Source organism: Rathayibacter sp. YIM 133350 (assembly GCF_037404875.1).
Classification (GTDB): Bacteria; Actinomycetota; Actinomycetes; order Actinomycetales; family Microbacteriaceae; genus Orlajensenia.
Window position 1 is genome coordinate 219575 of record NZ_JBBELO010000033.1, and the last position, 25906, is coordinate 245480.

Below are 25906 nucleotides of genomic sequence, written 5' to 3' on the forward strand. Positions count from 1 at the left end.
CGTTTCGGCGCTTTTGTCTGTTTTACAGATCGAGGCGCCCTCTTCAGACTTGGCAGATCACGGAGGGAGTTCGCATGGCGAGCGAAGAGGTCGAGGTGCTCGTCGTCGGGGCCGGTCAGGCCGGTGTGGCGATGAGCGATCATCTGAGCGAGCGCGGCATCCCCCACCTCGTCGTCGAGCGCGATCGCATTGCGGAGAGCTGGCGGTCGCAGCGATGGGATTCGCTGGTCGCCAACGGCCCCGCCTGGCACGATCGGTTTCCCAAGCTCGCGATCGCCCACGTGGATCCCGAGGGCTTCGCCTCCAAGGAGCAGGTCGCCGACTACTTCGAGGCCTACGCGAACATGATCGCCGCCCCTATCCGGTGCGGAATCGAGGTGACCTCTGTTCGTCGGAACGTCGGCCGGCCCGGCTTCACCGCCGAGACCACCGCCGGGATCATTGATGCGCGCTATGTCGTAGCAGCGACGGGGCCTTTCCAGCACCCGGTCATCCCCTCCCTCGTTCCGGAGGACGCCGGCATCCTTCAGCTGCACTCGAGCTCCTACCGCAATCCCCGGCAGTTGCCGCCCGGCGCCGTGCTCGTCGTTGGCGCGGGATCGTCGGGGGTGCAGATCGCGGCCGAGATCCAAGAATCGGGCCGTCAGGTCTACCTCTCGGTCGGTCCGCACGATCGACCCCCGCGGCGCTATCGCGGCCGTGACTTCGTCTGGTGGCTCGGCGTTCTCGGCAAGTGGGACGCTTCGGCTCCGGCGCTCGGAGCCGAACACGTCACGATCGCCGTCAGCGGCGCTGACGGTGGCAAGACGGTCGATTTCCGTGCCCTGTCCGAGAGTGGCATCCGGCTCGTCGGCCGAACCACGGCTTTCGAGGACGGGACGGTGTACTTCGCTCCCGACCTGCACAGGAACATCGCCAACGGCGACGCCAACCTGCTGTCGCTGTTGGACGAGGCCGACGACTACATCGCTCGAAACGGGCTCGACTTGCCAGAAGACCCCGAGGCGCGCACCCTCGGTCCACAGCCGCAGGACGCCACGTCGCCTCTGCTCGAGCTCGCCCTCGCGGATGCCGGTATCACCTCGATCGTGTGGGCGACCGGCTTCGGCGTCGACTACGGGTGGCTGAACGTCGACGCGTTCGACGAGAATGGGCGACCGGAGCAACAGCGCGGAGTGTCGAGGGAACCGGGCGTCTACTTTCTGGGCCTTCCCTGGCAGTCGCGGCGCGGGTCCAGCTTCATCTGGGGTGTCTGGCACGACGCGAAGTACGTGACCGACCACATCGCGATCCAACGCGGCTACCTCGCCTATGACCGGCAGGCGGCGGCCGCAGCCGCACCAGAAGGGGCATTCTGATGTCGACCCATACGCGCATCCGACCGTTCAACACGAAGGACACCTACCCCGAGCAGAACCTCGACAACGACCTGTGCCAGGCGGTCGTGGCCAATGGAGTGGTGTACCTGCGCGGTCAGATCGGGCAGGATCTCGAGACGCGAGAGTCCGTCGGCATCGGCGACGTCGAGGCACAGGCCGAGAAGGCGATGGCCAACATCGCGATGCTTCTCGAGGAAGCTGGCTCGAGCCTGCGCGACGTCGTGAAGATCGTGATCTACCTCGTCGACCCGCGGTACCGCGAGCCGGTCTATCGGGTCGTCGGCAGGTGGCTGAAGGGTGTCTACCCGGTCTCGACGGGCATCGTCGTCTCAGCGCTCGCGCGACCGGAGTGGCTCGTCGAGATCGACGCCACCGCCGTTCTCAGCGAGACGGCCACGCCATGACGTTCTCGATCCTCGCCGTCGACGAGACCGGCGCCATCGGCTCGGCCATCTGCTCGTCGTCGCCCGCCGTCGCAGCCCGCTGCGTGAATCTCACCGAGAACGTTGGCGGCGCGCACTCGCAGAACATCACGGATCCCCGACTCGGGCCACGCTTGCTCCGGGGGCTGGGGCGCGGGCTGCCGGTCGACGAAGCGATGCGCGACGTCGTGGGGTCGACGGCCGACATCGAGTACCGGCAGCTGATGGCGATCGACGCCGGCGGGCGCTCGGCCGTCTACTCAGGCGCCCACGTGCTCGGAGTCTTCGGTGAGGCGCGGTCGGCCAGCGCTGTCGCAGCAGGCAACATGCTCGCGCGCCCCGACGTGCCGCAACGGATGATCGACGCCTTCGAAGCGAGCGCGGGCGAACTCGAGAGCCGGCTGCTGGCCGCTCTCACCGCCGCGATGGACGCCGGCGGCGAGGAAGGGCCCGTGCACTCGGCGGGTCTCGCCGTCGTGCGTAATGCCGGCTGGCGCGTCTCCGATCTGCGCGTGGACTGGTCGGCCGATCCGGTGGGGGAGCTGAGCGAGATCCTGACCGACGTATGGATGCCGCAGCGCGACGCCTACATCGTGCGCGGCCTGCACCCGGCGGCCGCTCCCGGGTACGGGGTACCGGGTGATGAGTGAGGTTCCTCGGTCGGCTGAGGTGCTCAAGGAGGAGGTGCGCTCGCGGGTCGACGCCGATCTTGACCGCCTGGTGCAGCTCTCCGAACTGATTCACGCCAACCCCGAGACGGCGTGGCAGGAGCACCGTGCGTCCGGCTGGCTCGCGGAGGTTCTCACCGCAGCCGGGTTCGAGGTCACCGCGAGCTATCTCGGGTTCGAGACCGCTTTTCTCGGCATCTCCGGCACGGGCGCCACCCGGATCGGCATCTGCGCCGAGTACGACGCCCTGCCCGGACTCGGGCACGCGTGCGGTCACAATCTCATCGCCGCGATCGCGGTCGGCATCGCATCCGCCCTCGCCCCGCTCGCTGATGAGCTGGGCATCACGATCGAGGTGTACGGCACCCCGGCCGAGGAGGGCGGCGGCGGGAAGATCGAGTTGCTCGACAGGGGGGCGTTCTCCGGCCTCGACCTCGCCGTCATGGCACATCCCGGACCGGTCGACGTCGCTGAGGCACGCCCCTTCGCCGTCTCACACTCGCACGTGCGCTACGACGGGGCCTCGGCGCACGCGGGCGCCTACCCGGAGCAGGGCGTCAATGCGAACGACGCGTTCGTCGTCGCTCAGGTGGCCATCGGCCTGCTGCGCCAGCAGCTTCCGGATGGATCGCGGGTGCACGGGATCGTCACCAACGGCGGCCAGGCTCCCAACGTCATTCCCGACCTCACGGAGGGGCGGTGGTACGTGCGTGCCGAGACTCTCGGTGAGCTCGAGCTCATCGAGGCCAAGGTGGTGCGCTGCTTCGAGGCCGGGGCGCTCGCGTCCGGAGCCACCCTCACCCTCACGCCCGAGAGCAAGCCCTACTCGGAGTTCCGCAACGACGTTCGCGCGCTGGAGCTCTACCGCGCGAACGCCGAGGCGCTGGGCCGCGTCTTCGACACGTCGGGGTCGGGCCGCATGAATCGCGCCTCCACGGACATGGGGAATGTGTCGCAGGTCGTTCCGGCCATCCACCCGTACATCGGCATCGACAGCCTCCCGGCCACCAACCACCAACCCGAGTTCGCGCAGCACTGCGTCGGTCCGGATGCCACGCGCGCGCTGCGCGACGCGGCCATCGCGCTCGGGCAGACGATCGTCGACTTCGCGCTGACCCCTCGGACTCAGGACGATTTGTGATCAGACCTCGCCCAGCCAGGTACGCAGGGTGAGGGATGCGGGGGAGTCGGCATCGGCGAGCCACGGCGCTACGCAGGTCGCCAGCACCCGTCGCACGGTGTCCGGGTCGTTCTCCGAGGAGTCGGCTGCGGAGATCACCTGCTCGCCGGCGTAGACCGAGTCGATGAGTCGCACCAGCGCCCCGACCGGCGTCTGCGCGATCAGTTCGCCGTCATCGACCGCCTGCTGAAGGGCCGACGTCGTCAGCTCGGTGAATTCGCGCACACGTCCGAACGCGGACCGGGCGTCGCCACCCGAGTGCACTTGACCCCAGAACGCCACGACCACCCGGGCCTCCTCACGCGTGACCTCGGTGGTCGGCAAGATCTCCTCGCCGATCGCGAGAAGGGCTGGCAGGCCGCGCAGGCCGCCGGCGCGTCGCTCGATGCGCGCGAGGGTGCGCTGAATGCCGTGGAGCGCGGCATCCTCGCCGATGTCCTCGAACGAGTGGAAGTAGTGCCACAGCGTTCCGGGCACGACGCCGAGCTCAGCGGCGACCGAGCGGCCGTTCGTACCGGCGATCCCCTGCTTCGCGAGCACGCTGAGGTACGCGTCCACGATCTCGCGGCGACGCTGCTCGTGATCGACGATCTTGGGCATGCGTTCATCCTGACCGATGCCCGGCATCGACGCTTCGAATTGTTTTTGACTGGACAGTCAATATAATCGGAGCTCACGGTCAGAGGAGAACCACATGCCTGCGCCCATCACGATTCCCGCGCCCCACCCGCTCACGCCGTTGTCCGGTGCGGAGATCGAGCGCGCCCGCGAGGTTCTGACGGCCGCCGGCCTCGTCGGCGCCACGACTCGGTTCACCTACGTCATGCTCCGCGAGCCGCACAAGCGCGACGTGCTCGACCCTGAGCGTGCCGCGCGAGCCCGCCGTCACGTCGAGGCGCTCCTGCTCGATGTCGCCACCGGCGCCGTCACCGAGACCGTGACCGATGTGACCGAAGGCGTCGTCGTGCACACCCGCGAGCTCGACCCGCGAACCGAGGGGACGGCGCCGGTGCTCGATGAGGAGTTCGACATCGTCGACCGGGTCGTCAAGAACGACGAGCGCTGGATCGCGGCCATGAAGCGTCGCGGAGTCGACGACCTGACCAAGGTGCGCACCTGCCCGCTCACAGCCGGCATCTTCGGCTACGAGGGCGAGGAGGGGCGGCGGATGTTCCGCGTGCTGGCCTTCTTCCAGGAGGACCAGGCCGACCTGCCGTGGGCGCACCCCATCGACGGCGTCGTCGCCCACGTCGACGCCACGGAACAGATCGTGGTGCAGCTCATCGAGACGGAGCATGAGCACATTCCGACGGAGTCGGGGGACTACCTGGACCCCGAGGTGCGCGGCCCCCTGCGCACAACCCTCAAGCCGATCTCCATAACCCAGCCCGAGGGCGTCAGCTTCGCGATCGAAGATGGTGTGCTGCGCTGGGAGAACTGGGACCTGCGCGTCGGCTTCAACGGCCGCGAAGGCCTCACGCTCCACGACGTCGGGTTCAGCTACCGCGGCGAGCGTCGTTCGGTGCTGTACCGCGCCTCGATCTCCGAGATGGTCGTCAACTACGCCGACCCGACACCCACGCACGGCTGGCAGAACTACTACGACGCCGGCGAGTACCAGTTCGGGCGGCTGGCCAACTCCCTCGAATTGGGCTGCGACTGCCTGGGAGAGATCGTCTATCTCGACGCCGTGGTGGCCGACGACTTCTGCCGACCGCGAGTGATCAGCAATGCGATCTGCATCCACGAGGAGGATTACGGCATCCTCTGGAAGCACAACGACGAGTTCACGCACACGTCGGAGACGCGCAGGCAGCGTCGTCTCGTGGTCTCGTTCTTCACCACCGTCGGCAATTACGACTACGGCTTCTATTTCTACTTCTATCTCGACGGCACCTTCGAGGTGGAGGCGAAGGCCACCGGCATTGTGTTCACGGGAGCCCACGACGGGAGTGATTACCCGTACGCCACGCCGCTCGCCCCGCGCCTCGGCGCCCCGGTGCACCAGCACTTGTTCTGCGCCCGGCTCGACATGGCCGTCGACGGGGCGCGCAACTCGGTCGACGAGATCGACGTCGTCAGGGTTCCCGTCTCGCACGCGAACCCGTGGGGCAACGCGATCGACCGGCGACTGACCCGCCTGCACACGGAGTCCGAGGCCCGTCGTGACGCCGACGGCGCCGTCGGGCGTGTGTGGAGCATCAGCAGTTCCGACCGGGTCAACCGTGTCGGGCGGCCGACGAGCTACGTACTGCATCCCGAGGCGGGCGTAGCACTCTTCAGTGCCGACGAGGCGCCGGCCCGCAAACGCTCGACGTTCGCTGCCCACCACCTGTGGGTCACGAAATACGCTCCCGAGGAACTGTGGGCTGCCGGTTACACGGTCAACCTGCATCCGGGCGGAGCCGGCCTGCCGGCCTACACCGAGCAGGACCGCAACATCGAGGACGAGGACATCGTGCTCTGGCACACCTTCGGCCTGACGCACTTTCCGCGTCTCGAGGATTGGCCTGTCATGCCGGTCGACACATGCGGGTTCACGCTGAAGCCGTACGGCTTCTTCGATCGCAACCCCACGCTCGACGTTCCCGCGACCATTCACCCGGCCGCGCACGGCGGGGCGGGGCATGGCGCCACCGATCACGGCGCCGCCGTGGGCTCGGCCTGCGGCTGCGGGTGCTCATGACGATGGACGTCGGGGCGTACGTCGCCTCGACGACATCGGCCTGCTGCGTGATCGGCGTCACTGGCTCGAGCCGTGCGCGTATCGGCGCCCTGCTGATGCTTGCCGCGATGATCGCCTGCGTCCTTGCCCAGGTTGCTCCGGGCGCGAGGCTCGTTGCCTTCGCGTGCGCGCTCGCCTCTGTGCCGTTCGCGCTGGTGCGCATCGCGGGCCGGGTGCAACCGGTGGCCCTGCATCGGGCTGTGGGAGGGGTCGTCATGGCCGCTCTGGCGGTGACCGGGCATGAGGCGGTGGCGGCGAGGGGCGTCGCAGGGTGGCAGCACCACGGCGTTCCGCTGCACGTTATCGTGTTGATGCTCACCGTCGGCTATGCCGCTCATGGCGTTCGACTCGTCGTGCGGTCGCTCCGGCGCCGGGAGACCGACGGCGGCAACCCGACCCGCTACTTCCTGGGTGGGTTCGAGGTGGTCGCGATGACAACCGGCACGCTGCTCATGGCGGCCGTTTAGCGCTCGGAACACCGCCGTGCCGGTGCCGCAGCGCCGACCGAACGCCCGCTGCGTTCTTCCCTCGGCGTCGTCGACGACGATAGCCTGTGGCTCAGTCGAGAGCAGCGATCGGACGGTGGGCATGACCATCTGCGCAGACTCGGGTACGCCGTCGGGGAAGGCCGGATGAGCGCCGAAGGCGCACCGCGCGAGCATCCCGGCAGTTCGGCTGCCGACCGGCCAGCGGTCGACACGGTGCGGTTTCTCCTCGCCATGTCGCTTCCGGCGTTGGTTGTCGGCGTCGTCTCGGCTCTCGTTCTCTACCTGATGGACGAGCTGGCAGCGCTGCTGGAGCACTGGCTCTGGGAGGCCGCTCCGGATGCGCTCGGGGTCGATCCCGCGTCGGGATGGTGGATCTTCGGCGTGCTCTCGCTCGTCGGACTGGCCGTCGGCCTCGTGATCTGGTTGGTTCCCGGCCATGGCGGGCACGATTCCGCGACGGTCGAGCTCATGGCGCCCCCGGTCGGTCTCGGCACCCTTCCCTCGGTCGTGATCGTCACGGTGCTCGCCCTCGCCGGAGGTGTCAGCCTCGGGCCCGAGGGACCGATCATCGTCATCAACACCGCCATCCTCGTGGCGCTCGTTCGACGATTCTGGCCCAAGGTGTCCGTCGACCTGGTGGTCATGGTCGCGGCAGCAGGGACCATTGGCGCACTGTTCGGCACACCCGTGGCCGCCGCACTCGTCTTCACGGGTGTCGTCGCGGCTCTGAAGAGCGGGGGAACCCTCTGGGACCGGTTGTTCCTGCCGTTGCTTGCGGCCGCCGCCGGCTCCGTGACCATGACGCTTCTCGTGCATCCCACCTTCGCGGTCGACCTGCCCGGATATGACAGGGTCGCGCCGCTCGACCTGCTGGGCGCCGTGTGCGTCGCAGCCGTCGCGGCGGCTCTCGGGCTGGCCGCGGCCGCGGTCTTCCCCCGGCTGCACCACGCCTTCCGCCTCCTGCGCAACCCGGCGGTCTACGTGACGGTCGGCGGGGTGCTGCTCGGCCTTCTCGGGGTCATCGGCGGCCCGATCACGCTCTTCAAGGGCCTCGCCCAGATGAACACCCTCGTCGAGGATCGAGCCGAATACGCGGTCGGAACACTGGTGCTCATCGTCGTGGTGAAGGTCGTTGCACTCCTGGTGAGCGCCGCAGCCGGTTTTCGCGGCGGACGCATCTTTCCCGCCGTGTTCATCGGCGTCGCCATCGGAGTGCTCTCGAACGCACTGGTCCCCGCCGTTCCGGCCGTGGTCGCCGTAGGCGCCGGCGTGCTGGGGATGGTACTGGCGGTCTCGCGCGACGGTTGGATCGCGCTTTTCGTCGCGGTCGCGGTCACCGGCAGCGTCACGGTGCTGCCGATCTTGTGCATCGCCATCCTGCCGGTGTGGTTGCTCGTGAGCCGTGGGCCGGAGATGATCGTGCACGCGAGCGAGGCGCCGGCCCGAGCGCATGCGGGTGAACGGCTCTGAGCTCGCGCCCGAGCCGAGTGTCTGAGCCCGGCTCCCGAGCCTCGGGCCCTCCACGGTCCGCTCGAGACCTGCTACGAATGAGCCGATGAGTATCCCCGCAGAAGAGCGAGTCGTGCAGGTCTCCGTGAACCGCATCGAGATCGAGGCCGACGTGCCGTTCGCCGAGTTACGGAGTGCCTTCGAGGCCGAGGTCCTGCCTGTCGACGAGGAGCTCTTCCGCCGCCTTGTCGAGCAGGGTGCGGAATGGCGGGAGTTCGTGCGGGCGTCGGCCGGAAGCGAACTGCACGGCTTCGTCTCCTTCTGGCAGCATCACCCGAGTGCCATCATGCACATCGGCGGCGCCGACGTGCAGAGCGCGAGCTACCTCATCGGCGACTACGCCACGGCCGCCCGAATGTTCCGTCACGACGCCGGCATCATGCTGCACCTGCCGCTCAGGATCGAGATGCACTCCAGTCGGCCAGGCGGAACGGTGCTGAGCGTCGATCAGCCGAGTTCGGTGTTCGCGGTCTTCGACAACAACAAGATCACGCAGGCTGCCGTCGAGTTGGACCGCAGGCTCGGCGACCTCATCGAGCAGCTCGGCCTGCCGCGCCCCACGGCGCTGCGCCGTTGACGGTCGACGCTGGGGATTTCCGCAGGAACAATTCACCTTCAGCCTCTTTCCTGCGCCCACTTATGGGGGCATGATCGATGCACTGGGCGGGGGCCCGGCCTGAAGGGGGACACCGATGGCATACGAGATCGACCTGACGCGAATCATCGCCGAGCAGTTGGCAGCCGCGCTCGAGGCCGAGGGGGAGCTCATCGACTGAGTCCGCATCCGAGGGACGCGGGTTGAGCGGCCGAACTCAGTCGTCGAGGAAGTCCTCCTCGAGCTGGGCGAGGTCGGCCTGACCGACAGGCAGCCCCTGCGGGTGTGCGTTGAGGATGCGCAGATGGTCTCGCAGGTACACCTCGGCCGCCGAGTTATCGGGTTCCACCATCGAACTGTCGCTGCTCTCGACCATGAGGGGAGAGCCGGCCCCGAGAAGGAAGGTGGCGACGACGTCGGCCCCATCCGCGCCCACCGCTTTCACCTCGACGGTATCGCCACTGGAGCTGCGGGTGAGAGCGGCCGCGTATTCGAGCAGTAGGCCGGCCGCTTCATCGCCCACGAGCAGTGACTTCTCTGCGTACGTGAGGTGCTTCATAGTGCGAGGTTACGATCGCCCATGGATAGCGACAACCCGCTTGACGTGGCGCCATTCGGGGCCAAGGAACACGGACCTGCGCTCTGCCGACCGCCTCTCGAGCAGTCGAGCGCCAACGGCTTCTCAGGTCAGGGGATCTGAGAGCAGTGCCTCGAAGGCGATCTGTGCCGCTCCGATGAGCAGACGGTCTTCGCCGAGCTCCGCGATCCGGATGCTGGTGCCCTCGAAGGCAGCCGGAATCGCCTGCAGCTCCACGGTTCTCTCGAAATCGCTCGGGTCGCTCTGCACGAGCGTCGCCAGGAACCCGCCGAGGATCACGACCGAGGGGTTCAGCACGTTGATGGCGTTGGTCAGCGCCGTCGCGAGGATGCGTCGTTGCCGGGCGAGCTCGGCGCCGACGGCGGGGTCACCCGACTCGAACAGCGCCCGGGCCAGCGTCGGCTCGTCGGCGGTGCTCAGGCCGACCGCCTCGAGCAGGAACAGCCGGCTGACCTCGTCTTCCAGCACGCCGCCCGGCGCCCGACGGTCCTCGGCATTGGCGATGCCGGGGCGGTTCTGGCCGAACTCGCCGGCATACCCGCCGGAGCCGCCGACGGGACGTCCGCCGACGATCACTCCGCCGCCGATGCCGCTCGCCCCGCCGTTGAGGTAGACGATGTCGTTCACGTCGCGCCCGGCGCCGAACAGGTGTTCCGCGAGCGATCCGAGCGAGGCGTCGTTGGCGATGCGCACGGGAAGGCCGGTGGCCGATTCGACGAGTCCAGCCAGTGGCGCATCGGTCCACTCGAGGTGCGGCGCCCAACGCACCAGTCCATCGGAGGCGCGCACCAGGCCCGGGACGGCGAGGCCGATGCCGCTCACCCGAGCGGAGTGCAGGCTTTCCGCCCGCCAGCCCGCCAGCGTGGTCGCGATGAGCCGAGCGGTCTCCTCGGGAGTGATCGTGTGGTCCACGTCGATGCGCGCCCGCTCGACGATCCGGCCGCCGAGGCCGACGGCCGCGATGGTGACGGCGTCGACTTCCGGGTTCACGGCGATGGCGACGACGCCGGCGTTGGGAGCGACGGTGGGTGAGGGCCGCCCCACCTTGTTGGTCGGATCCGGGGGTCGTTCGTCGACGAGACGCTGCTCGGCGAGCTCGGCGACAAGCGCTGCGACCGTCGAGCGGTTCAGGCCGGTGCGTGCGGTCAGCTGCGCCCGAGAGAGGGGCCCGTGCATGTGCACGAGCCGCAGCACGCGCGAGAGGTTCCGACGGTGCACGCCATCGAAGGTGCCCGGCCGATCTGTCACGCGTCCACTCTAGAGGGGGCGACTGCGGCCGGGTACGAGCGACGCCCTGGTGGAGTTCGCGCGACCACGGCTGTCAGAGGTCGCTCAGGACGAGCACAGAACTCGCTCAGGGCGCCCTCTTAGGGTGATCTGCGTTCGCCGGCTCCGTCGACGAACGCCATCTCACCTGCCGCTCGTCTCCCGACCGGCGTCAGGGACAGTGTGGCACCGCGCATCCGGTGATCGGGGCGTGCTGCGCTGTGCGTTCGAGCCCGTCCCGAGCGCCGACCAGCCTGCAGGTCCGTACACCCGAGGTACGTTCCGTGCGGCCGCCACCCCGAGGCGCCCGCAGCAGGGAAGCCCGACCATTGGACCCTCGTGCACCGCCACATCAAGAACTCGCGCTTCAGCAAGCGCACCCAACTCATCGCCGGCAGCGCCGGCGCCCTCGTCATCGCCGGCACCCTTCTCTCGGCCCCCTTCATTGCGAACGCGGCCACCGCCCAGACCGCGGCGGAGCGCTCAACGGCGGCGCTCAACCAGCAGGGCGCGCTGGACCACGACCAGCTCGACGTCTACTCGCGCGTCGCGGCCTATCGGGCCACACAGCAGGCGCAGGCCACTCTCGACAGCGCCCAGCAGGTGCTCGCCGCAGCGACCTCGAAGGTCGACGCCTCGGCCCTCCAGGAGAAGACGGCGCAGCTCGCGGACTACAAACTGCTCTCCGTCGGTCGAGTGGTCAAGCTCACCGACGACACACGCTCCCTCGCGCAGCAGACCCAGGATGCGGTCGCCGCCGCGGATGCCGCGGCTGCTGCGCAGGCTGCCGCCGCAGCCGAAGCAGCCCGCGTCGCCAATACGCCCGTCGGCGCTCGCGCACAGGCGCGCGATCTGATGGCGGCCCAGTACGGCTGGGGCGACGACCAGTTCCAGTGCCTCGACAAGCTCTGGACCAAGGAGTCGAACTGGCGTGTGGAGGCATCCAACGGCGGATCGGGCGCGACCGGCATTCCCCAGGCGCTTCCCGGCAGCAAGATGGCTTCCGTCGGTGCGGACTGGCAGACGAGCGCGCGCACCCAGATTCTCTGGGGGCTGGGATATATCAAGGGCAGTTACGGCACGCCCTGCTCGGCCTGGAGTCACAGCCAGTCGATGAACTGGTACTGATCAGCCCCTTGGAACGCCCCGGCCTCGGTCGGGGCGTTCGTCGTCTGCCCGGTGGGCGGGCGGCGCGCGCTCAGTGGAAGAACGGGATGAGCAGGTAAAGGCCGTAGAGAACGGCGCCGCCGCTCACGGCGAAGCACAGCACCGCCCCGACCGTGGCGAGCGCCGGCCGCGCCGACAGTCGAGGCGCGGTGATCACGCCGTCGCGCGCGGTCTCGTCGAGTTCGTCGTCCGGTGCGCCGACGGCGAGAAGACGCAGGCCGAGCGAGTAGAAGATGACGGTCGCCAGCCCGGCGAGGAGGGTGACGACGAGCACCACGAGGAAGGCGCCCCAGTCCACGCCGAGCCACTGGCCTTCTACCGCCGCCCGCACCACGCCGGCCGGAATGCCGGAGGTCGATACCGCCATGGTCATGCCCTCTCTGCTCCGACCGTCGCCGGCGTCGAGGATGCAGGAGCGTCCTCGACGTCGTTGACGTTCTCACGGGTGACGGGGTTGCGGCGTGCGAGCGTGAAGATGCCGATACCGGCCGCGAGCGCCACCACCGCGACGATGACGAGTCCGAGCGTGCCGGCCGAGGCCGCCCAGGCGGCGAGGCCGCCGACCAGTCCGGCCGCGGGGAGCGTGATCACCCACGCGATGCCGATTCGTCCGACGATTCCCCATCGAACGGATGCCAGGCGCCGGCCCAGCCCGGCTCCCACGACGGAGCCCGAGGTCACCTGCGTCGTCGAGAGCGCGAATCCGAGGTGCGACGAGATGAGGATGGTCGCCGCCGAGCTGGCCTCTGCGGCGAAGCCCTGCGGCGCCTGCACGTCGGTGATGCGCTTGCCCACGGTGCGCATGATGCGCCATCCGCCGACGTAGGTACCCAGCGCGATGGCCAGCCCGCACGCGAGGATGACCCAGAACTGCGGACCGGTACCGGAGTCCTGGTAGCCCGCCGCGATGAGCGTGAGGGTGATGATGCCCATGGTCTTCTGGGCGTCGTTCGTGCCGTGTGCCAGCGAGACGAGCGACGCGGAGATGGTCTGGCCGTGCCGGAAACCGGCTCGCGAACCGCGGGATCGGGCCTGATGGGTGATGCGGTAGGCGGCGAACGTCGCGAGCATCGCGACAAGGCCTGCGACGAGCGGAGAGACGAGGGCCGGAATCACGATCTTCGACAGCACGACCGACCAGTCAACGGCGCCGATGCCGGCGCCGATGATGGCGGCGCCGATCAGGCCGCCGAAGAGGGCATGCGTCGAGCTGGAGGGCAGGCCCAGGTACCACGTGGTGAGGTTCCACAGCACGGCGCCCACGAGCCCGGCGAAGATGAGCGCCGGTGTGATCTCGATGCCGTCCTGTCCTTCCCGCACGATGCCCTGCGAGACGGTCTGCGCCACCTCGGTGGAGATGAAGGCGCCTACGAGGTTGAGCACGGCCGATATCGCCACGGCCGTGCGCGGCTTGAGGGCACCGGTCGCCACGGAGGTGGCCATCGCATTGGCAGTGTCGTGGAAGCCGTTGGTGAAGTCGAAGAAGAGCGCGACCGCGACGACAAGCATCACGGTGATGATCACGTTCACGAGGAGGTCCTTCCGGTCGTCAGCCCTTCCAGCTTCGGCCTCGGACCGTCAGGTCGCACGTGAACAGAGAGTGAACTCTGCGGCGGCGTGCTCAGTCCTTCGCCGCCACCATTTGCTCCGTCACCGAACGGCCGGCGTCCGCTGCGCGCGTCAGGAAGTCGGCCACCAGCGCCAGTTGGGCGGGGTCGTACTCGGCGCAGACCGCGTCCATGCGCGCGTTCATCGGCGCATAGTGGCGGAACATCTCCGCATTCCGGGCGGGATCGATGCTCACGAGTATGGAGCGGCGATCGGCCTCGTCGCGCTGGCGGCGAATCCAGCCTCCCCGCTCGAGACGGTCCAGGATGCCGGTGAGCGTGGCCGGATGCACGCCGGCGAGGCGTGCGAGAGCGCTCGGGGCGAGGGGTCCTTCGGCGGAGATGAGGTCGAGGCAATCGAGGTCGACATCACGCAGGTCGGCGCGCACCCCGACCTGATGGTTGAGCACCGAGAGCTGCACGCGCAACTCCCGCAACGCGTCCTTGAGGTCGGTCGTGGCGCGACGGCGTGACCGCTCGGTCGATTGCTTTTCTTCGGAAGTCATATAATCTTGTTTCCGTAAAGTTTGGATTGCTGACAACAGCGTAGTAGCGAGGAGAGCCGCATGAGAATCGTCGTCTTCGGGGCCAACGGACCGACGGGCCGGCTCGTGGTGGACCAGGCCGCCGCCGCCGGTCATGTGGTGACGGCAGTGACCCGTCATCCCGACGGCTTCCCGACGAGCGGGGTGCGAGTTCTCGGCGGAGACGTTCTCGACCCCGCCTTCGCGATGCGGGCCATCGAGGGTCAGGATGCGGTGCTCTCCGTGCTCGGAGTTCCCTTCGGGCGCCGGCCGGTGACGGTCTACTCGACCGGGATCGCCAACATCCTCGCGGGCATGCGCGCCCACGGCGTGCGCCGTCTCGCCTGCGTGAGCTCGAGTGCGACCGACCCTTCTGCGGGGGCCCATGGCGGCTTCTTCTTCGAGCGCGTGCTGCAGCCGATCATCGTCAACACCATCGGCCGCACCGTGTACGCCGACATGCGGCGGATGGAGGCTCTCGTGCGCACCACTGACCTCGACTGGACGATCGTGCGCCCCTCCGGCCTGTTCGATGCACCGGCCGTCTCGGACTATCGCATCGGGGAGAACCACGTGGCAGGCAAGTTCACCGCGCGCGCCGACCTCGCGGCAGTGCTCGTTCGCCAGGTCGATGACGACGCCTATGTGCGGCGCATCCTCGCAGTCTCGACCGCTGAGGGCGAGCCGAGCCTGGGCGAGACCATCATGCGGGAGGCGTTCGGACGCAGGGCCTCCGTCTCGCACGCGGGCTGAGAGGCGCGCTCCGCCCGGCCCCGACGGCGGCGAATGCGAGCACTGGTCAGGGACGCACCGGCGGCGACGAGCGTAGGATTATGGCTTTGCGTCACCTGTTCCACAAGCACCTCTTAGGGGAGAAACCACATGAAGAAGACCCGCCCCGCCATCGCAGCGGCCATCGCCGTCTCCGCCGCCCTGCTGTTCACCGGATGCGCCTCCGGCAGCGCAGGCTCCGCCACGACCGCCGCGCGCGACTGCGGGACCCTGGGTTCCGAGGTTCGCGACATCTCCAACGGCGCCCAGAACCAGTTGGCCGGCGACCTCAGCGACGCTGACGCGCAGAGCGCTGCGACCGAGTACCTCGACAGCCTGGGTGAGCGCACCGACAAGCTCGAGGACACCTGGAAGAGCGACTCGAAGGTCAGCGACGCGCTCGACAAGCTCGGTGACTCGCTCGACGCCGCCAAGGACTACGTCGGCACGGTTCCGACCGACGGCAGCGACCCCGACGCCGACGCTCAGGCCAAGGCGACCGGTGACATCCAGGACGCCGCGAACGGCGTGAACTCGGCCTGCTCCTCGAAGTAGCCTCCGCGAGTCGATGGCCCCTCTGCGACGGCGGAGGGGCCATTGCTACGTCGGCTCCCACGCGGCGTGTCGCGCCTGACGTATGCTTTCGCCATGTCGAGGCGGTTGGCGGATGTGGCGCGCAAGGTGGGCGTCAGCGAGGCCACTGTGTCGCGCGTGCTCAACGACAAGCCGGGCGTGAGCGAATCCACCCGCCGCACCGTGCTCACCGCGCTCGACGTGCTGGGCTATGAGCGCCCCACGAAACTGCGCGGAGAGCGCGCCCGCCTGGTCGGGCTGGTCATGCCGGAACTCCAGAACCCCATCTTCCCCGCGTTCGCCGAGGTCATCTCGGGCGGTCTGGCGCAGAACGGCTACACGCCGGTGCTGTGCACCCAGACGGCCGGCGGGATCTCGGAGTCCGACTACGTCGAGCTCCTGCTTCATCAGCACGTCTCCGGAGTGATCTTCGTGGGCGGCGCCTACGCTCAGGCCGACACGTCGCACGATCACTACGACCGCCTCCGCGAACTCAACCTTCCGACCGTGCTCGTGAACGCACCCGTTCCCGACCTCGACTTCGCGACGGTCTCGTGCGATGACAGCGTCTCGATGCAGCAGGCGTTCGGGCACCTGCTCCAACTGGGGCACTCGGAGATCGGAATCCTGCTGGGGCCGACCGATCACATGCCCTCCCGCCGCAAGCTCGAGGCGGCCGAGCGCATCGCGAAGACCTCCGGCATCCGCCTGAGCGAGCGCCGTATCGTGCACTCGCTGTACTCCCTCGAAGCCGGGCAGGCCGCCGCCACCCGGCTCATCGCGGACGGGGTCACGGGAATCATCTGCGCGAGCGATCCCATGGCCCTGGGTGCGGTGCGAGCAGTCCGGCGCGCGGGATTGCGGGTTCCGGACGAGGTCTCGGTCATCGGCTTCGACGACTCCGCGCTGATGAACTGCACCGATCCGCCCCTGACGACGGTGCGCCAGCCCATCGAATCGATGGGACGCATGATCGTCGAACTCCTGATGCGCCAGATGACGAGCGGTTCCCCCATCGTCGACGAGCTCTTCTTCGAGCCCGAGCTCGTCGTGCGTGCCTCCACGGGCCGATCCGCTACGCCTGCGGCCTGACCTCTCGCGCCCTCGCGGCGACCGCAGATGGTCACGGTTACATCACAGCGCGCGAAAGCAGACGTAAATTCGCGCAAGCAGATTGCGTTCTGTTGATTTGTTGCGTCATTCTGTTACAAACACTACGTTCGGCAGCACGCCGATGACGTCGTTCAGATACTGTCGCCGGCGCGCACGGACTTCCCCGTGCGAACGGACGAGGAGTTCCCCGGGTGACGATGTCGGTGCTGGACACGGGAGTGCTGGGCGCTGCGGGCGATGACGCCCTGTGGTGGCGCAACGCGGTCATCTACCAGGTGTACGTGCGCAGTTTCGCGGACGGCAATGGAGACGGTACCGGCGACCTGGCCGGCGTGAGATCGCACCTCTGGTACCTGAAGCAGCTCGGCGTGGACGCGATCTGGTTCAACCCCTGGTACCCCTCTCCGCTCGCGGACGGGGGCTACGACGTGAGCGACTACCGCGACATCCATCCCGCCTTCGGAACGCTTCACGAGGCCGAGCTGCTGATCTCCGAGGCGCTCGCCCTGGGCATCCGCACCATCATCGACATCGTTCCCAACCACATCAGCGACCAGCACCCCTGGTTCCAAGCGGCGCTCGCCGCGGGGCCCGGGTCGCCCGAGCGGGAGCGCTTCTGGTTCCGTCCCGGCGTCGGCCCCGGCGGCGACCAGATGCCGAACAACTGGGTCTCCAACTTCGCCGGCGAAACCTGGACGCGCACGACCAATCCCGACGGCACGCCGGGGGAGTGGTACCTGCACCTGTTCACTCCCGAGCAGCCCGACCTGAACTGGAACCACCCCGATGTCAGGGCCGAGCACGAGAGCATCCTGCGGTTCTGGTTCGATCGCGGTGTCGCGGGGGTGCGCATCGATTCCGCCGCCCTGCTCGTGAAAGACGACGCCCTGCCCGAGGTGCCCGAGAACCCCGGCCCAGGGGAGCATCCCAACACCGACCGCGACGAGCTGCACGAGATCTATCGGTCCTGGCGGGCCATCGCCGATTCCTACGAGGGAACCCGCGTGCTCGTCGGCGAGATCTGGCTGCCCGACGCCGACCGGTTCGCCGCCTACCTGCGCCCCGACGAGATGCACACCGCGTTCAACTTCGACTTCATGTCGCGGGGGTGGGATGCCGGCCAGCTGCGGCAGTCCATCGACCTGATGCTGTCGGTGCACGCGCCGGTGGGAGCCCCGAGCACATGGGTGCTCTCCAACCACGACGTCACCCGCCCGGTGACCCGTTACGGACGGGAGGACTCCTCGTTCGCCTTCGCGACCAAGCGCTTCGGCACGCCGACGGACCTCGCCCTCGGAACCCGGCGGGCGCGCGCGGCCGCGCTGCTCACCGCCGCTCTTCCCGGCTGCCTCTACATCTATCAGGGCGATGAACTCGGGCTGCCCGAGGTCGAGCTGCCTCGCGAGCTGCTGCACGACCCGATGCACTTCCGCTCCGGCGGCGTGGATCCCGGACGGGACGGATGCCGTGTTCCGCTGCCCTGGCGGGGCACGCAGGCGCCGTTCGGCTTCAGCCCTGAGGACTCGACCAGCGAGCCGTGGCTGCCGCAGCCGGCGGATTGGGCGAGCCTGACCGTACAGGCGCAGCAGGCCGATCCCTCCTCCATGCTGTGGCTCTACCGGCAGGCCCTGCGCATTCGAGCCGAAGAGAACCTGCGCGATACTCCGCTGCGATGGCTTCCGAGCGACCCCCGGGTGCTCGCCTTCGCCAGGGGCGACCGTTTCGTGGCCGTGACCAACCTCTCCGATCGGGCGATCCAGCTGCCCGACCACGACAGCATCCTGCTGAGCAGCACACCCCTGCTCGACGGGATGCTGCCCTCCGACTCCGCGGCCTGGCTGAGGATCTCCGCCTGACCGACGAGGCCGGCGTGCCTGCCGGCGCACCACCCCCTGTACCACCACCGACCACAGATGAACACAGCACCGAAAGGACCAGACAATGAAGTCACCAGCAAAGCTGGCGATCGCGGGTGTTGCGGCACTCGCGCTCGCCGGCGCCATGACCGGCTGCAGCCCCGCAGGCGGTTCGAGCGACGGGAAGCTGCAGCTTCGCGTCGCCACGTTCCCTCCGGGCGCCGACCAGGCCGCCTATGACGCCTTCGCCACTCAGGAGAAGCAGTTCGAGAAGGAACACCCCGACATCGACATCATCGGCGTCGAGTACGAGTGGAAGGCGCCCACCTTCGCCGCCCAGCTCGCCGGCGGCAGCCTGCCCGACGTGTTCCTCGTGCCGTTCACCGACACGAAGACGCTGCTCGAGAACGGCCAGCTCATGAACGTGACGAAGGAGGTGAAAGACCTCGGCTACTCCGACAAGTTCAACCCGGTGATCCTCAATGAGGTCAAGGACGACAAGGGCGAGATCTTCGGATTCCCGCGTCAGGCCTACGCCAACGGGTTGCACTACAACCGCGACCTGTTCGAGCAGGCCGGCCTCGACCCCGACAAGCCGCCGACCACGTGGGACGAGGTGCGGGCCGATGCCAAGCAGATCGCCGAGAAGACCGGCAAGGCGGGGTACGCGACCATGACCAAGGGCAACACCGGCGGGTGGCAGCTGACGACCCAGTCGGTCTCGCGGGGTGCCGTTGATCAGACCGAGAAGGGTGGCAAGTACACCTCCACCATCGACAACGACGCGACGAAGGAGACCCTGCAGTACCTGCACGACCTGCGCTGGGAAGACAACTCCATGGGAGACAACTTCCTGCTCGACTGGAGCGGCATCAACAAGGAGTTCGCCGCGGGCAACATCGGCATGTACACCTCCGGTTCGGATGTCTACACCGCACTCGTTCGCGACTTCGGCATGAAGCCCGAGCAGTACGGCCTCACCGTCATCCCGACGGAGAACGACGGCGGAGTGCTCGGCGGCGGTGACGTCGCCGTCATGAGCCCGAAGATCGATGACGCCCACAAGAAGGCGGGCGTCACCTGGATCGACTGGTACTACATGCAGAAGCTGCTCGACAAGGATGCCGCCGTGAAGGACGCCAAGGCGCTCGCCGCGAGCGACCAGGCCGTGGGGACGCCGGTGCTGCCGGTGCTCGACAAGGCCACGTACGAGCAGGACCAGGAATGGATCAAGCCCTACGTGAACGTGCCGCTCGACCAGATGAAGGGCTTCTTCGACGGCATCTTCGACCAGAAGCCGGTCGGAGAGTCCAAGGCGCAGACGCAGCCCATCTACGCACTCATGGACAACGTGGTGCAGGCCGTGCTCACCGACAAGAACGCGGACATCGATGCCCTGCTGAAGAAGCTCGACAGCGACGCCCAGGCGCTCATCGACGAAGGCTGACCGGATGCCGGGGCCGGCGCTGCGGCGTCGGCCCCGGCTCCCGTTCCCCAACCGCTGTTGCCTGAGCCTCGTTCCCTGAGCCTGTCGAAGGGAACCGTTCCCCGAGCAGCCGTTCCCTGAGCCTGTCGAAGGGACGTTCCCTGAGCCTTGTTCCCTGAGCCTGTCGAAGGGAACTACACCCCACTCCCGGAAGGAATCCAGCAGATGACGGTCACGCATCCTGCACCCGCCCTGCTCGAACCGGAACCCGAGCATCCGATGGCACCCGCACCGCAGCGCAAGCGCTCACGTACCCCGACCACCTGGTTGCGTGGAGGCGGCCTGGCGAATCTCGTCTTCCTCGCGCCGATGCTGATCGTGTTCGCGGCATTCAGCTGGGGACCGATCGTGCAGTCCGTCGTCATGAGCTTCCAGAAGACGAACCTCGTGACGCCGGCGGTCTTTGTCGGCGTCGACAACTTCACCAAGGTGCTCGCCGACCCCAACCTCGGCACGGCGATCCTCAACACCCTGTACTTCGCGGCGCTCGCCCTCGTCTTCGGGTTTCCGCTGCCGATCATCCTCGCGGTGCTGATGAGCGAGGTGAAGCGCGGCAAGGGGCTCTACAGCGCCCTCGCCTACCTGCCGGTCGTCATCCCGCCGGTGGTCGCCGTGCTGCTGTGGACCGTCTTCTACGACGCAAGTCCGAACGGCGTGTTCAACGTGATCCTGGGCGGGTTCGGCATTCCGCCCCAGCCGTGGTTGCAGTCGTCGGCGACGGCGATGCCCTCCATCGTGATCGAGGCGACCTGGGCGGCGGCCGGAGGGTCGATCATCATCTACCTCGCCGCACTCATCAGCGTTCCCCCCGAGCTCTACGATGCGGCCGAGGTCGACGGGGCCGGCATCTGGAGCAAGATCTGGCACGTCACACTGCCGCAGTTGCGCGGCGTGCTCTTCATCATGCTGATCCTGCAGGTGATCGCGACGTCGCAGGTCTTCCTCGAGCCGTACCTCTTCACCGGGGGCGGACCGAACAACGCGACCCTCACCATCCTGCTGCTCATCTACCGCTATGCCTTCCAGAACAGTCTCGGCGGCGCCTACGGCGAGGCCACCGCGCTGAGCCTCATGCTCGCGGTGTTCCTGGGCATCCTGAGCTTCGCCTACTTCAAGTTGACCGAGCGTTGGAGCACGAATTGACCGCCGGAGCACCCACCGACCTCAGCCGCATCGAACGGCCGGCCATGAGCGTGAGGAAGAGCAAGCGTCGCCAGTCGCTCGACGACATCGCGGATCGCGGCGTACTCAGCGGCTTCGATCGGCGCAAGCCGGGTGTGCGGGTCTCGATGAGCGCCGTGCACATCGTGCTGTTCGTCGGCCTCGTCGTCGCCGGGCTCGGCCCCATCCTCTGGCTCGCCAAGGCTGCCGTCACCCCGACGCAGGACACCCTGCGCCAGCCGTTCGCCCTCTGGCCCAACGGCATCGACTGGGCGAACCTCTCATCGGCGTGGAACGACATCCACATCGACCAGTACTTCCTCAACACCGTCATCATCGCCCTCGGCTCCTGGTTCTTCCAGGTGCTCGTGGCGACGACGGCGGGATACGCCCTCTCGATCCTGCGGCCGAAGTACGCACCGATCCTCAACGGACTCGTGCTCGCGACGCTGTTCGTCCCCGCCGTGGTGCTGCTCGTGCCGCTCTACCTCACGATCCTGCATCCGCCCGTGATCGGCACCTCGCTGCTCAACACCTACTGGGCGGTCTGGTTGCCCGCGGCCGCCAATGCGTTCAACATCCTGCTCGTCAAGCGCTTCTTCGACAACCTCCCGCGCGAGGTGTTCGAGGCGGCCAAGACGGACGGCGCCGGGCCGTACCGGGTGTTCTGGTCCATCGTGCTGCCGATGTCGAAGCCGATCCTCGGAGTGGTCTCCGTCTTCGCGGTCATCGCCGCCTGGAAGGACTTCCTCTGGCCGCTTCTCGTGCTGCCCGACCCGGCGGTGCAGCCGCTGTCGGTGCGCCTGCCAGCGGTGCAGTCGCAGACAGAGCTCGACGTGTTCCTGGCGGCCCTGGCGATCTCGACGATCATCCCCGTGGTGCTCTTCCTCGTGTTCCAGCGGCTGTTCCTGCGCAGCGCCGGACTGGGCGGCGCCGTCAAGGGCTGAATTGGAGATGGCCGGCTTCCTGGGATATAGTCTCTAGGTTGCTTCCGGTCGCGGAGGCGGCGGAATGCGCCTGTAGCTCAACGGATAGAGCATCTGACTACGGATCAGAAGGTTGGGGGTTCGAGTCCCTCCAGGCGCACACTGTGAGACAGTGATCGAATGGCCCGCTTCGGCGGGCCTTTCGCGTTTCTCGGCCCTCCTGAACACGTCGGGGGCGTTGCCAGCCTGTCGAAACCCCGACCGATCTGCGCCGACGTTACGGTCGCGCAACCTGGGCGACATCGATAGTCGCTACCGTGTCTGCCAACGGAGGGATATTCATGAGCACAGCTGCGGTGGACCAAGAGGCGCAGGCCGATCGTTTCGGGCGGGCGATCGAGCGCAACGACGGCAGGGACTTCCCCTACTACGACGGCATCCCGGTGCACGTCGCGAGCTGGAAGTGGATCGTCGTGATCCTCGCCTGCGTCCTCGGCTTCGCCCTGCTGATTCTTCTGCCGCAGCCGACGAACCTCGCGGCGCTGCTCCCGCGCATCCTCTTTCCGCTGGTTCCGTTCGTGACCTTCGCAGTGCTCGTCAGGCCCCAGTGGTCGGCGATCTTCCGCCGGGTCACGGGTCGGGACGTGCTGACGATGGTCGTGTTCTGGCTGCTCAACCTGGCGGTGACGTTCCTCGTCGGCATCCTCGTGAAAGCGCTGTTCGGCGCAGCGTCCAATCCTGCGGCCGGCGGTGTGGGCGAACACGGTGCCGTCGACCTGATCGCGTTCTACCTCGGCACCGGCATCCAGCTGTTCGGCGAGGAGCTCTTCACGATCCTGCCGTTCCTCGCCGTGCTGTACTGGATGCATCGGGCAGGGCTCGGCCGCAAGGGCGCCGTTCTCGTCGCGTGGCTCGTCACGGCGGTCTGGTTCGGTGCTGCGCACTTGCCCACGTACCAGTGGAACGTCGCCCAGGCGCTGCTCGTCATCGGCGTCGCACGGCTCGTGCTCACCTTGGCCTTCATCCGAACGAAGAACATCTGGGTCAGCACCGGAGCCCACATCCTCAACGACTGGGCGACGTTCACGCTGGTCATCCTCACCGGTCTCGCCGTGAGCGCCGCCTGAGCCGGCCGCAACCTCTGAGTAGCCGACCTACGTCGCGTGAGTCAGCGGCCGGCGGCTGCGGGCTGCTGCTGGGCCGCGCGGGATGGGTTGCGTTGCGTGCGCGTTCCGAGTCCTTCTTTCGCGGGACCCTCGAGCACGGCGCCGTCGGGAGCGAAGCGCGAGCCGTGAGCGGGGCAGTCCCAGCTCTTCTCCGCGTCGTTCCAGCCCAGGATGGCGTGCTGGTGTGAGCAGATGGCCGACACGCGGCACGTGAGGCCCTCCACCGTCGACTCCGCGGTCGGGGCCACCCCCGCACGTCCGACCACGCCGGCACCCTCGGCGGGTGCGGCATCCGGCAGGCGCCGGCTGAGCGCCCCCGCCCAGCCGACCGCGTAGTACTTCAGCTGCGCCGCGTTCATGCCGATGCCGGTTGCGATGGCCGCGGGAAGCGTCGGCCGGTGGTGCAGGGTTCTCGCCCACTCGGGCTCGCCGCCGAGCAGGTCGGCCGCGAGCGTCAGGGCGCACTGCGCCGCGTTCGTCATGCCCCACTTGTCATAGCCGGTGGCCACGAAGATGCGGCCGCGACCCCGCGGAAGCCATCCCACGAACGGCACGCCGTGCGGCGTCTCGTAATCCTGCGCGCTCCACCAGTTCGTGCGCTCGGCTCCGGCCCAGTGGGTGAGGGTCCACTCATGCAGGTTTTCGACGAGCGCGGCCGGCGAGGGGTCCCGTCCGACGACGTGACCGTTGCCGCCGACGACGAGCAGTTCCCCGCCTTCCCCGTCGGGAGTCGTGCGGATGGAGCGCGACGGGCTGTCGACACTGAGGTACATCTCCGAGGGGAGGGCGGTGCCCGCCGCCACGCGATAACTCGCGGCGTACGAACGCAGCGCGCGGAGCTTGGCGAAATAGAGGCCACGGTCGAGCACGGGTGTTCCCGTCGCGAGCACGAGCCGCTCGGCACGGAACGCACCGACCGTGGTGTGCACCGCGACGGGGTGGATCGCCTTCGCGCCGACGAGGCGCACGCCCGTGTGCAGCACTCCGCCCAGGGAGCGGAACTCGCGGGCGAGGGCCGCGAGCACGTGCATGGGATCGAATTCCGCCTGGTCGGCCAGGGCGACGGCGGCCGTGGTCGGGAACGGCAGCCCGGCATCCGGCTCGAGTGTCACGGGGAGACCGGCAGCGGATGCCGCGGTGAACTCCGCTTCGACCGTGCGCGCGCCCTCCGGCGTCGTCGCATAGCTGTACGCCGTGCGCCGCTGCACGGGAACCGCGTGCGTTGCGGCGAAGTCGAGCATCCAGCGCTGTCCGGCGAGATTGGCGGCCACGTAGGCCTGCAGCACGGCCTCGGTGTTCTTGGAACGGATCTTCTGCAAGTGCGAGCCCTGGAGCAGGCTCAGCTTCGCCGTGGTGTTGCCCGTCGCGACCGCTCCCACGTCGCGGGCCTCGAGAACGGCGACCCTGCGTCCGGCGCGGGCGAGAAGCAGTGCGGTGGTGAGGCCGGTGAGCCCCGCGCCCACGACGATCTCGTCGAAGTCGCGGCGGCCGAGGACATCCGTTTCGATCGCCGGTGAACGGTCGAGCCACAGTGAGGTCATGACCGAACGCTAGGCGGCGGAGCTGAGCGGATCAACAGGGTTGACGGATGCGGCGCGGGCGGCCAAGGAAACGTGCGCGAAGTGCCGCGGATCTGGGCGTTCGTGCGGGTTCGTTCCCGTACTATTGCTACGCGCGCCGGACCAGCGATCCTGCCGGTTCGCCCGGGTTCAAGCTTTGCCCCGACTTCGTCGTCGAGTCAACCCCTGTGACCGGGTGCGATCGGTGCGCTTGTCGATTCGGGACGGGAACATGGGAACGCTCTACTACGGCGCAACGGCGACGGAATTCACCTTCGACGACCGTGTGCTCGCGCACCTGCAGGTCGTCTTCAGCGCGAAGCTGAGGCGTCGCGAGAACTTCTTCTTCAGCTGGACCGACGGGGTCGAGCTCGGCAGCGGGCGGCGGGCGCTCTGGATCTCGGACTCCGTTCCGCTGTACTTCCGCTTCAACGGCTCGCGCACGCCGGTCCTGAACCGCCAGTGGCTGGATGACCTCGCGGTCTCGGCGGCGAGCACGCAGGGCCTGGTGCTCGGCGCGGAGCCCCTGGAAGCGTAAGAGCAGACCTCGTGATCACCGAGCTGCGCGAGGGCGAGGTCTTCGTCTTCGGTTCCAACGCCTCCGGTTCCCACGGAGGCGGTGCGGCCCGGTACGCCTACGATCACTTCGGTGCGGTCTGGGGCCAGGCGAGCGGGCTCCAGGGCCGCTCCTACGGCATCGACACCATGAGCGGGCTCCCGGTGATCGAGCGCGAGGTGAGTGGATTCCTCGAGTATGCGGGGGCGCATCCGGAGTTGCGGTTCCTCGTCACCGAGATCGGCTGCGGCATCGCCGGCTACGCTCCGAAGCAGATCGCGCCCTTCTTTCGAGGCGCACCCGCCAACGTCGTGCTCCCGCAGGCGTTCCTGGATGCGGCCGCCGCGGACTGAGATCCGCCCCGCCGCCGACGCGGGCGCGAGTAACCCCCACTTCGGGGTACTTTGAGTCGATGCGGTGCATCAGTAGGGTTGCCGGAAGGCATCCCCCATTCGGATGCCACCCACCCGATCCCGCGCCACTGCCAAGGTCGCCGTACGCAGCCTCTGCATGGCAACACGTCAGCCGACCCGAAAGGCGCGTGCACATGGAGCCCGAACTCCAGCTGCCGGCTTCCGAGCGCTCTTCGGCGACCCGATTCGTGCCTGTCC

Annotated in this window: 26 protein-coding genes and 1 tRNA gene; 20 read left to right on the forward strand and 7 right to left on the reverse strand. The window is 68.1% G+C overall.

Annotated features, from left to right (window positions below; genetic code table 11):
• Positions 1-74: 74 nt before the first annotated feature.
• From WDJ51_RS11520 to WDJ51_RS11535, 4 genes are read left to right on the forward strand one after another with little or no spacing between them, the layout of a single operon-like run.
• Positions 75-1358, forward strand: coding sequence for a flavin-containing monooxygenase (locus tag WDJ51_RS11520; protein ID WP_337852601.1), 1284 nt, complete (start codon positions 75-77; stop codon positions 1356-1358).
• Complete coding sequence (locus WDJ51_RS11525; RefSeq protein ID WP_337852602.1) at positions 1358-1783, forward strand: RidA family protein; 426 nt, start codon at positions 1358-1360, stop codon at positions 1781-1783. Before WDJ51_RS11520 ends, WDJ51_RS11525 begins: the two co-directional genes overlap by 1 nt.
• On the forward strand, positions 1780-2451 hold the full coding sequence (locus WDJ51_RS11530) for a DUF1028 domain-containing protein (protein ID WP_337852603.1): 672 nt from the start codon (positions 1780-1782) through the stop codon (positions 2449-2451). The genes WDJ51_RS11525 and WDJ51_RS11530 overlap by 4 nt, the downstream gene beginning before the upstream one ends.
• Positions 2444-3610, forward strand: a complete 1167-nt coding sequence (locus WDJ51_RS11535) for a M20 family metallopeptidase (protein WP_337852604.1) — start codon at positions 2444-2446, stop codon at positions 3608-3610. Before WDJ51_RS11530 ends, WDJ51_RS11535 begins: the two co-directional genes overlap by 8 nt.
• Here WDJ51_RS11535 and WDJ51_RS11540 read toward each other — a convergent pair whose 3' ends face one another.
• Complete coding sequence (locus WDJ51_RS11540; protein ID WP_337852605.1) at positions 3611-4249, reverse strand: TetR/AcrR family transcriptional regulator; 639 nt, start codon at positions 4247-4249, stop codon at positions 3611-3613.
• 94 nt (positions 4250-4343) lie between these two features.
• Here WDJ51_RS11540 and WDJ51_RS11545 point away from each other — a divergent pair, with 94 nt between their 5' ends.
• The 4 genes from WDJ51_RS11545 to WDJ51_RS11560 all read left to right on the forward strand — a co-directional run bounded on the left by WDJ51_RS11545 (position 4344) and on the right by WDJ51_RS11560 (position 8948).
• Complete coding sequence (locus WDJ51_RS11545) at positions 4344-6335, forward strand: primary-amine oxidase (protein ID WP_337852606.1); 1992 nt, start codon at positions 4344-4346, stop codon at positions 6333-6335.
• The gene (locus WDJ51_RS11550; protein WP_337852607.1) at positions 6332-6841 is read left to right on the forward strand and encodes a hypothetical protein; all 510 of its coding nucleotides are present in this window, start codon (positions 6332-6334) and stop codon (positions 6839-6841) included. Before WDJ51_RS11545 ends, WDJ51_RS11550 begins: the two co-directional genes overlap by 4 nt.
• Positions 6842-7006: 165 nt before the next feature.
• Positions 7007-8332, forward strand: coding sequence for an ion channel protein (locus WDJ51_RS11555; RefSeq protein ID WP_337852608.1), 1326 nt, complete (start codon positions 7007-7009; stop codon positions 8330-8332).
• A gap of 85 nt (positions 8333-8417) precedes the next feature.
• Positions 8418-8948, forward strand: a complete 531-nt coding sequence (locus tag WDJ51_RS11560; protein WP_337852609.1) for a hypothetical protein — start codon at positions 8418-8420, stop codon at positions 8946-8948.
• Between the two features lie 235 nt (positions 8949-9183).
• Here WDJ51_RS11560 and WDJ51_RS11565 read toward each other — a convergent pair whose 3' ends face one another.
• Together WDJ51_RS11565 and WDJ51_RS11570 are read right to left on the reverse strand one after the other, a co-directional pair.
• Positions 9184-9525: a hypothetical protein gene (locus tag WDJ51_RS11565; protein ID WP_337852610.1), complete on the reverse strand. Its 342-nt coding sequence runs from the start codon at positions 9523-9525 to the stop codon at positions 9184-9186.
• A 123-nt stretch (positions 9526-9648) separates the two neighbouring features.
• Positions 9649-10812 (reverse strand): ROK family transcriptional regulator, encoded by a 1164-nt coding sequence (locus WDJ51_RS11570; protein ID WP_337852611.1) that lies wholly within the window; start codon positions 10810-10812, stop codon positions 9649-9651.
• A 357-nt stretch (positions 10813-11169) separates the two neighbouring features.
• Here WDJ51_RS11570 and WDJ51_RS11575 point away from each other — a divergent pair, with 357 nt between their 5' ends.
• A complete protein-coding gene (locus WDJ51_RS11575; protein ID WP_337852612.1) occupies positions 11170-11958 on the forward strand; it encodes a hypothetical protein in 789 nt (262 codons plus the stop codon).
• 70 nt (positions 11959-12028) lie between these two features.
• Here WDJ51_RS11575 and WDJ51_RS11580 read toward each other — a convergent pair whose 3' ends face one another.
• The 3 genes from WDJ51_RS11580 to WDJ51_RS11590 form a co-directional block, all read right to left on the reverse strand.
• Entirely contained in the window at positions 12029-12370 is a 342-nt protein-coding gene (locus tag WDJ51_RS11580; protein WP_337852613.1) for a hypothetical protein, read from the reverse strand.
• Positions 12367-13527 (reverse strand): inorganic phosphate transporter, encoded by a 1161-nt coding sequence (locus tag WDJ51_RS11585; RefSeq protein WP_337852614.1) that lies wholly within the window; start codon positions 13525-13527, stop codon positions 12367-12369. Before WDJ51_RS11585 ends, WDJ51_RS11580 begins: the two co-directional genes overlap by 4 nt.
• A 91-nt stretch (positions 13528-13618) precedes the next feature.
• On the reverse strand, positions 13619-14110 hold the full coding sequence (locus WDJ51_RS11590; protein WP_337852615.1) for a MarR family winged helix-turn-helix transcriptional regulator: 492 nt from the start codon (positions 14108-14110) through the stop codon (positions 13619-13621).
• A 60-nt stretch (positions 14111-14170) separates the two neighbouring features.
• On the opposite strand from WDJ51_RS11590, the gene WDJ51_RS11595 reads away from it, so the two are divergent.
• The 9 genes from WDJ51_RS11595 to WDJ51_RS11635 all read left to right on the forward strand — a co-directional run bounded on the left by WDJ51_RS11595 (position 14171) and on the right by WDJ51_RS11635 (position 23141).
• Positions 14171-14881 carry an NAD(P)-dependent oxidoreductase gene (locus WDJ51_RS11595; RefSeq protein WP_337852616.1) on the forward strand — a complete coding sequence of 237 codons (711 nt, stop codon included), beginning with the start codon at positions 14171-14173 and terminating at the stop codon, positions 14879-14881.
• A 129-nt stretch (positions 14882-15010) separates the two neighbouring features.
• Positions 15011-15454, forward strand: coding sequence for a hypothetical protein (locus WDJ51_RS11600; RefSeq protein WP_337852617.1), 444 nt, complete (start codon positions 15011-15013; stop codon positions 15452-15454).
• Between the two features lie 93 nt (positions 15455-15547).
• Complete coding sequence (locus WDJ51_RS11605; protein ID WP_337852618.1) at positions 15548-16564, forward strand: LacI family DNA-binding transcriptional regulator; 1017 nt, start codon at positions 15548-15550, stop codon at positions 16562-16564.
• 218 nt (positions 16565-16782) lie between these two features.
• Positions 16783-18441: a glycoside hydrolase family 13 protein gene (locus WDJ51_RS11610; RefSeq protein ID WP_337852883.1), complete on the forward strand. Its 1659-nt coding sequence runs from the start codon at positions 16783-16785 to the stop codon at positions 18439-18441.
• An 85-nt stretch (positions 18442-18526) separates the two neighbouring features.
• Entirely contained in the window at positions 18527-19888 is a 1362-nt protein-coding gene (locus WDJ51_RS11615) for an ABC transporter substrate-binding protein (RefSeq protein ID WP_337852619.1), read from the forward strand.
• Between the two features lie 204 nt (positions 19889-20092).
• The gene (locus WDJ51_RS11620; protein ID WP_337852620.1) at positions 20093-21070 is read left to right on the forward strand and encodes a carbohydrate ABC transporter permease; all 978 of its coding nucleotides are present in this window, start codon (positions 20093-20095) and stop codon (positions 21068-21070) included.
• Between the two features lie 44 nt (positions 21071-21114).
• A complete protein-coding gene (locus WDJ51_RS11625; protein WP_337852884.1) occupies positions 21115-22035 on the forward strand; it encodes a carbohydrate ABC transporter permease in 921 nt (306 codons plus the stop codon).
• 66 nt (positions 22036-22101) lie between these two features.
• Positions 22102-22174 (forward strand) — tRNA-Arg (locus tag WDJ51_RS11630).
• A gap of 181 nt (positions 22175-22355) precedes the next feature.
• Positions 22356-23141: a CPBP family intramembrane glutamic endopeptidase gene (locus WDJ51_RS11635; RefSeq protein ID WP_337852621.1), complete on the forward strand. Its 786-nt coding sequence runs from the start codon at positions 22356-22358 to the stop codon at positions 23139-23141.
• Positions 23142-23182: 41 nt separating this feature from the next.
• On the opposite strand, the gene WDJ51_RS11640 is transcribed toward WDJ51_RS11635, so the two are convergent.
• The gene (locus WDJ51_RS11640) at positions 23183-24721 is read right to left on the reverse strand and encodes an FAD-dependent oxidoreductase (RefSeq protein WP_337852622.1); all 1539 of its coding nucleotides are present in this window, start codon (positions 24719-24721) and stop codon (positions 23183-23185) included.
• A 250-nt stretch (positions 24722-24971) separates the two neighbouring features.
• Here WDJ51_RS11640 and WDJ51_RS11645 point away from each other — a divergent pair, with 250 nt between their 5' ends.
• Together WDJ51_RS11645 and WDJ51_RS11650 are read left to right on the forward strand one after the other, a co-directional pair.
• The gene (locus WDJ51_RS11645; RefSeq protein WP_337852623.1) at positions 24972-25277 is read left to right on the forward strand and encodes a DUF7882 family protein; all 306 of its coding nucleotides are present in this window, start codon (positions 24972-24974) and stop codon (positions 25275-25277) included.
• Positions 25278-25288: 11 nt separating this feature from the next.
• Positions 25289-25648: an A1S_2505 family phage non-structural protein gene (locus WDJ51_RS11650; RefSeq protein ID WP_337852624.1), complete on the forward strand. Its 360-nt coding sequence runs from the start codon at positions 25289-25291 to the stop codon at positions 25646-25648.
• Positions 25649-25906 lie beyond the last annotated feature (258 nt).

What these genes read in the sequence shown, in the direction of transcription:
- WDJ51_RS11545 (WP_337852606.1), top strand. Translation starts at nt 4,344, where the DNA reads ATGCCTGCGCCCATCACGATTCCCGCGCCCCACCCGCTCACGCCGTTG.
- WDJ51_RS11565 (WP_337852610.1), bottom strand. Translation starts at nt 9,525, where the DNA reads ATGAAGCACCTCACGTACGCAGAGAAGTCACTGCTCGTGGGCGATGAA.
- WDJ51_RS11525 (WP_337852602.1), top strand. Translation starts at nt 1,358, where the DNA reads ATGTCGACCCATACGCGCATCCGACCGTTCAACACGAAGGACACCTAC.
- WDJ51_RS11555 (WP_337852608.1), top strand. Translation starts at nt 7,007, where the DNA reads ATGAGCGCCGAAGGCGCACCGCGCGAGCATCCCGGCAGTTCGGCTGCC.
- WDJ51_RS11615 (WP_337852619.1), top strand. Translation starts at nt 18,527, where the DNA reads ATGAAGTCACCAGCAAAGCTGGCGATCGCGGGTGTTGCGGCACTCGCG.
- WDJ51_RS11605 (WP_337852618.1), top strand. Translation starts at nt 15,548, where the DNA reads ATGTCGAGGCGGTTGGCGGATGTGGCGCGCAAGGTGGGCGTCAGCGAG.
- WDJ51_RS11600 (WP_337852617.1), top strand. Translation starts at nt 15,011, where the DNA reads ATGAAGAAGACCCGCCCCGCCATCGCAGCGGCCATCGCCGTCTCCGCC.
- WDJ51_RS11520 (WP_337852601.1), top strand. Translation starts at nt 75, where the DNA reads ATGGCGAGCGAAGAGGTCGAGGTGCTCGTCGTCGGGGCCGGTCAGGCC.
- WDJ51_RS11530 (WP_337852603.1), top strand. Translation starts at nt 1,780, where the DNA reads ATGACGTTCTCGATCCTCGCCGTCGACGAGACCGGCGCCATCGGCTCG.
- WDJ51_RS11620 (WP_337852620.1), top strand. Translation starts at nt 20,093, where the DNA reads ATGACGGTCACGCATCCTGCACCCGCCCTGCTCGAACCGGAACCCGAG.
- WDJ51_RS11560 (WP_337852609.1), top strand. Translation starts at nt 8,418, where the DNA reads ATGAGTATCCCCGCAGAAGAGCGAGTCGTGCAGGTCTCCGTGAACCGC.
- WDJ51_RS11645 (WP_337852623.1), top strand. Translation starts at nt 24,972, where the DNA reads ATGGGAACGCTCTACTACGGCGCAACGGCGACGGAATTCACCTTCGAC.
- WDJ51_RS11610 (WP_337852883.1), top strand. Translation starts at nt 16,783, where the DNA reads ATGTCGGTGCTGGACACGGGAGTGCTGGGCGCTGCGGGCGATGACGCC.
- WDJ51_RS11640 (WP_337852622.1), bottom strand. Translation starts at nt 24,721, where the DNA reads ATGACCTCACTGTGGCTCGACCGTTCACCGGCGATCGAAACGGATGTC.
- WDJ51_RS11535 (WP_337852604.1), top strand. Translation starts at nt 2,444, where the DNA reads ATGAGTGAGGTTCCTCGGTCGGCTGAGGTGCTCAAGGAGGAGGTGCGC.
- WDJ51_RS11595 (WP_337852616.1), top strand. Translation starts at nt 14,171, where the DNA reads ATGAGAATCGTCGTCTTCGGGGCCAACGGACCGACGGGCCGGCTCGTG.
- WDJ51_RS11540 (WP_337852605.1), bottom strand. Translation starts at nt 4,249, where the DNA reads ATGCCCAAGATCGTCGATCACGAGCAGCGTCGCCGCGAGATCGTGGAC.
- WDJ51_RS11590 (WP_337852615.1), bottom strand. Translation starts at nt 14,110, where the DNA reads ATGACTTCCGAAGAAAAGCAATCGACCGAGCGGTCACGCCGTCGCGCC.
- WDJ51_RS11580 (WP_337852613.1), bottom strand. Translation starts at nt 12,370, where the DNA reads ATGACCATGGCGGTATCGACCTCCGGCATTCCGGCCGGCGTGGTGCGG.
- WDJ51_RS11625 (WP_337852884.1), top strand. Translation starts at nt 21,115, where the DNA reads ATGAGCGTGAGGAAGAGCAAGCGTCGCCAGTCGCTCGACGACATCGCG.
- WDJ51_RS11550 (WP_337852607.1), top strand. Translation starts at nt 6,332, where the DNA reads ATGACGATGGACGTCGGGGCGTACGTCGCCTCGACGACATCGGCCTGC.
- WDJ51_RS11635 (WP_337852621.1), top strand. Translation starts at nt 22,356, where the DNA reads ATGAGCACAGCTGCGGTGGACCAAGAGGCGCAGGCCGATCGTTTCGGG.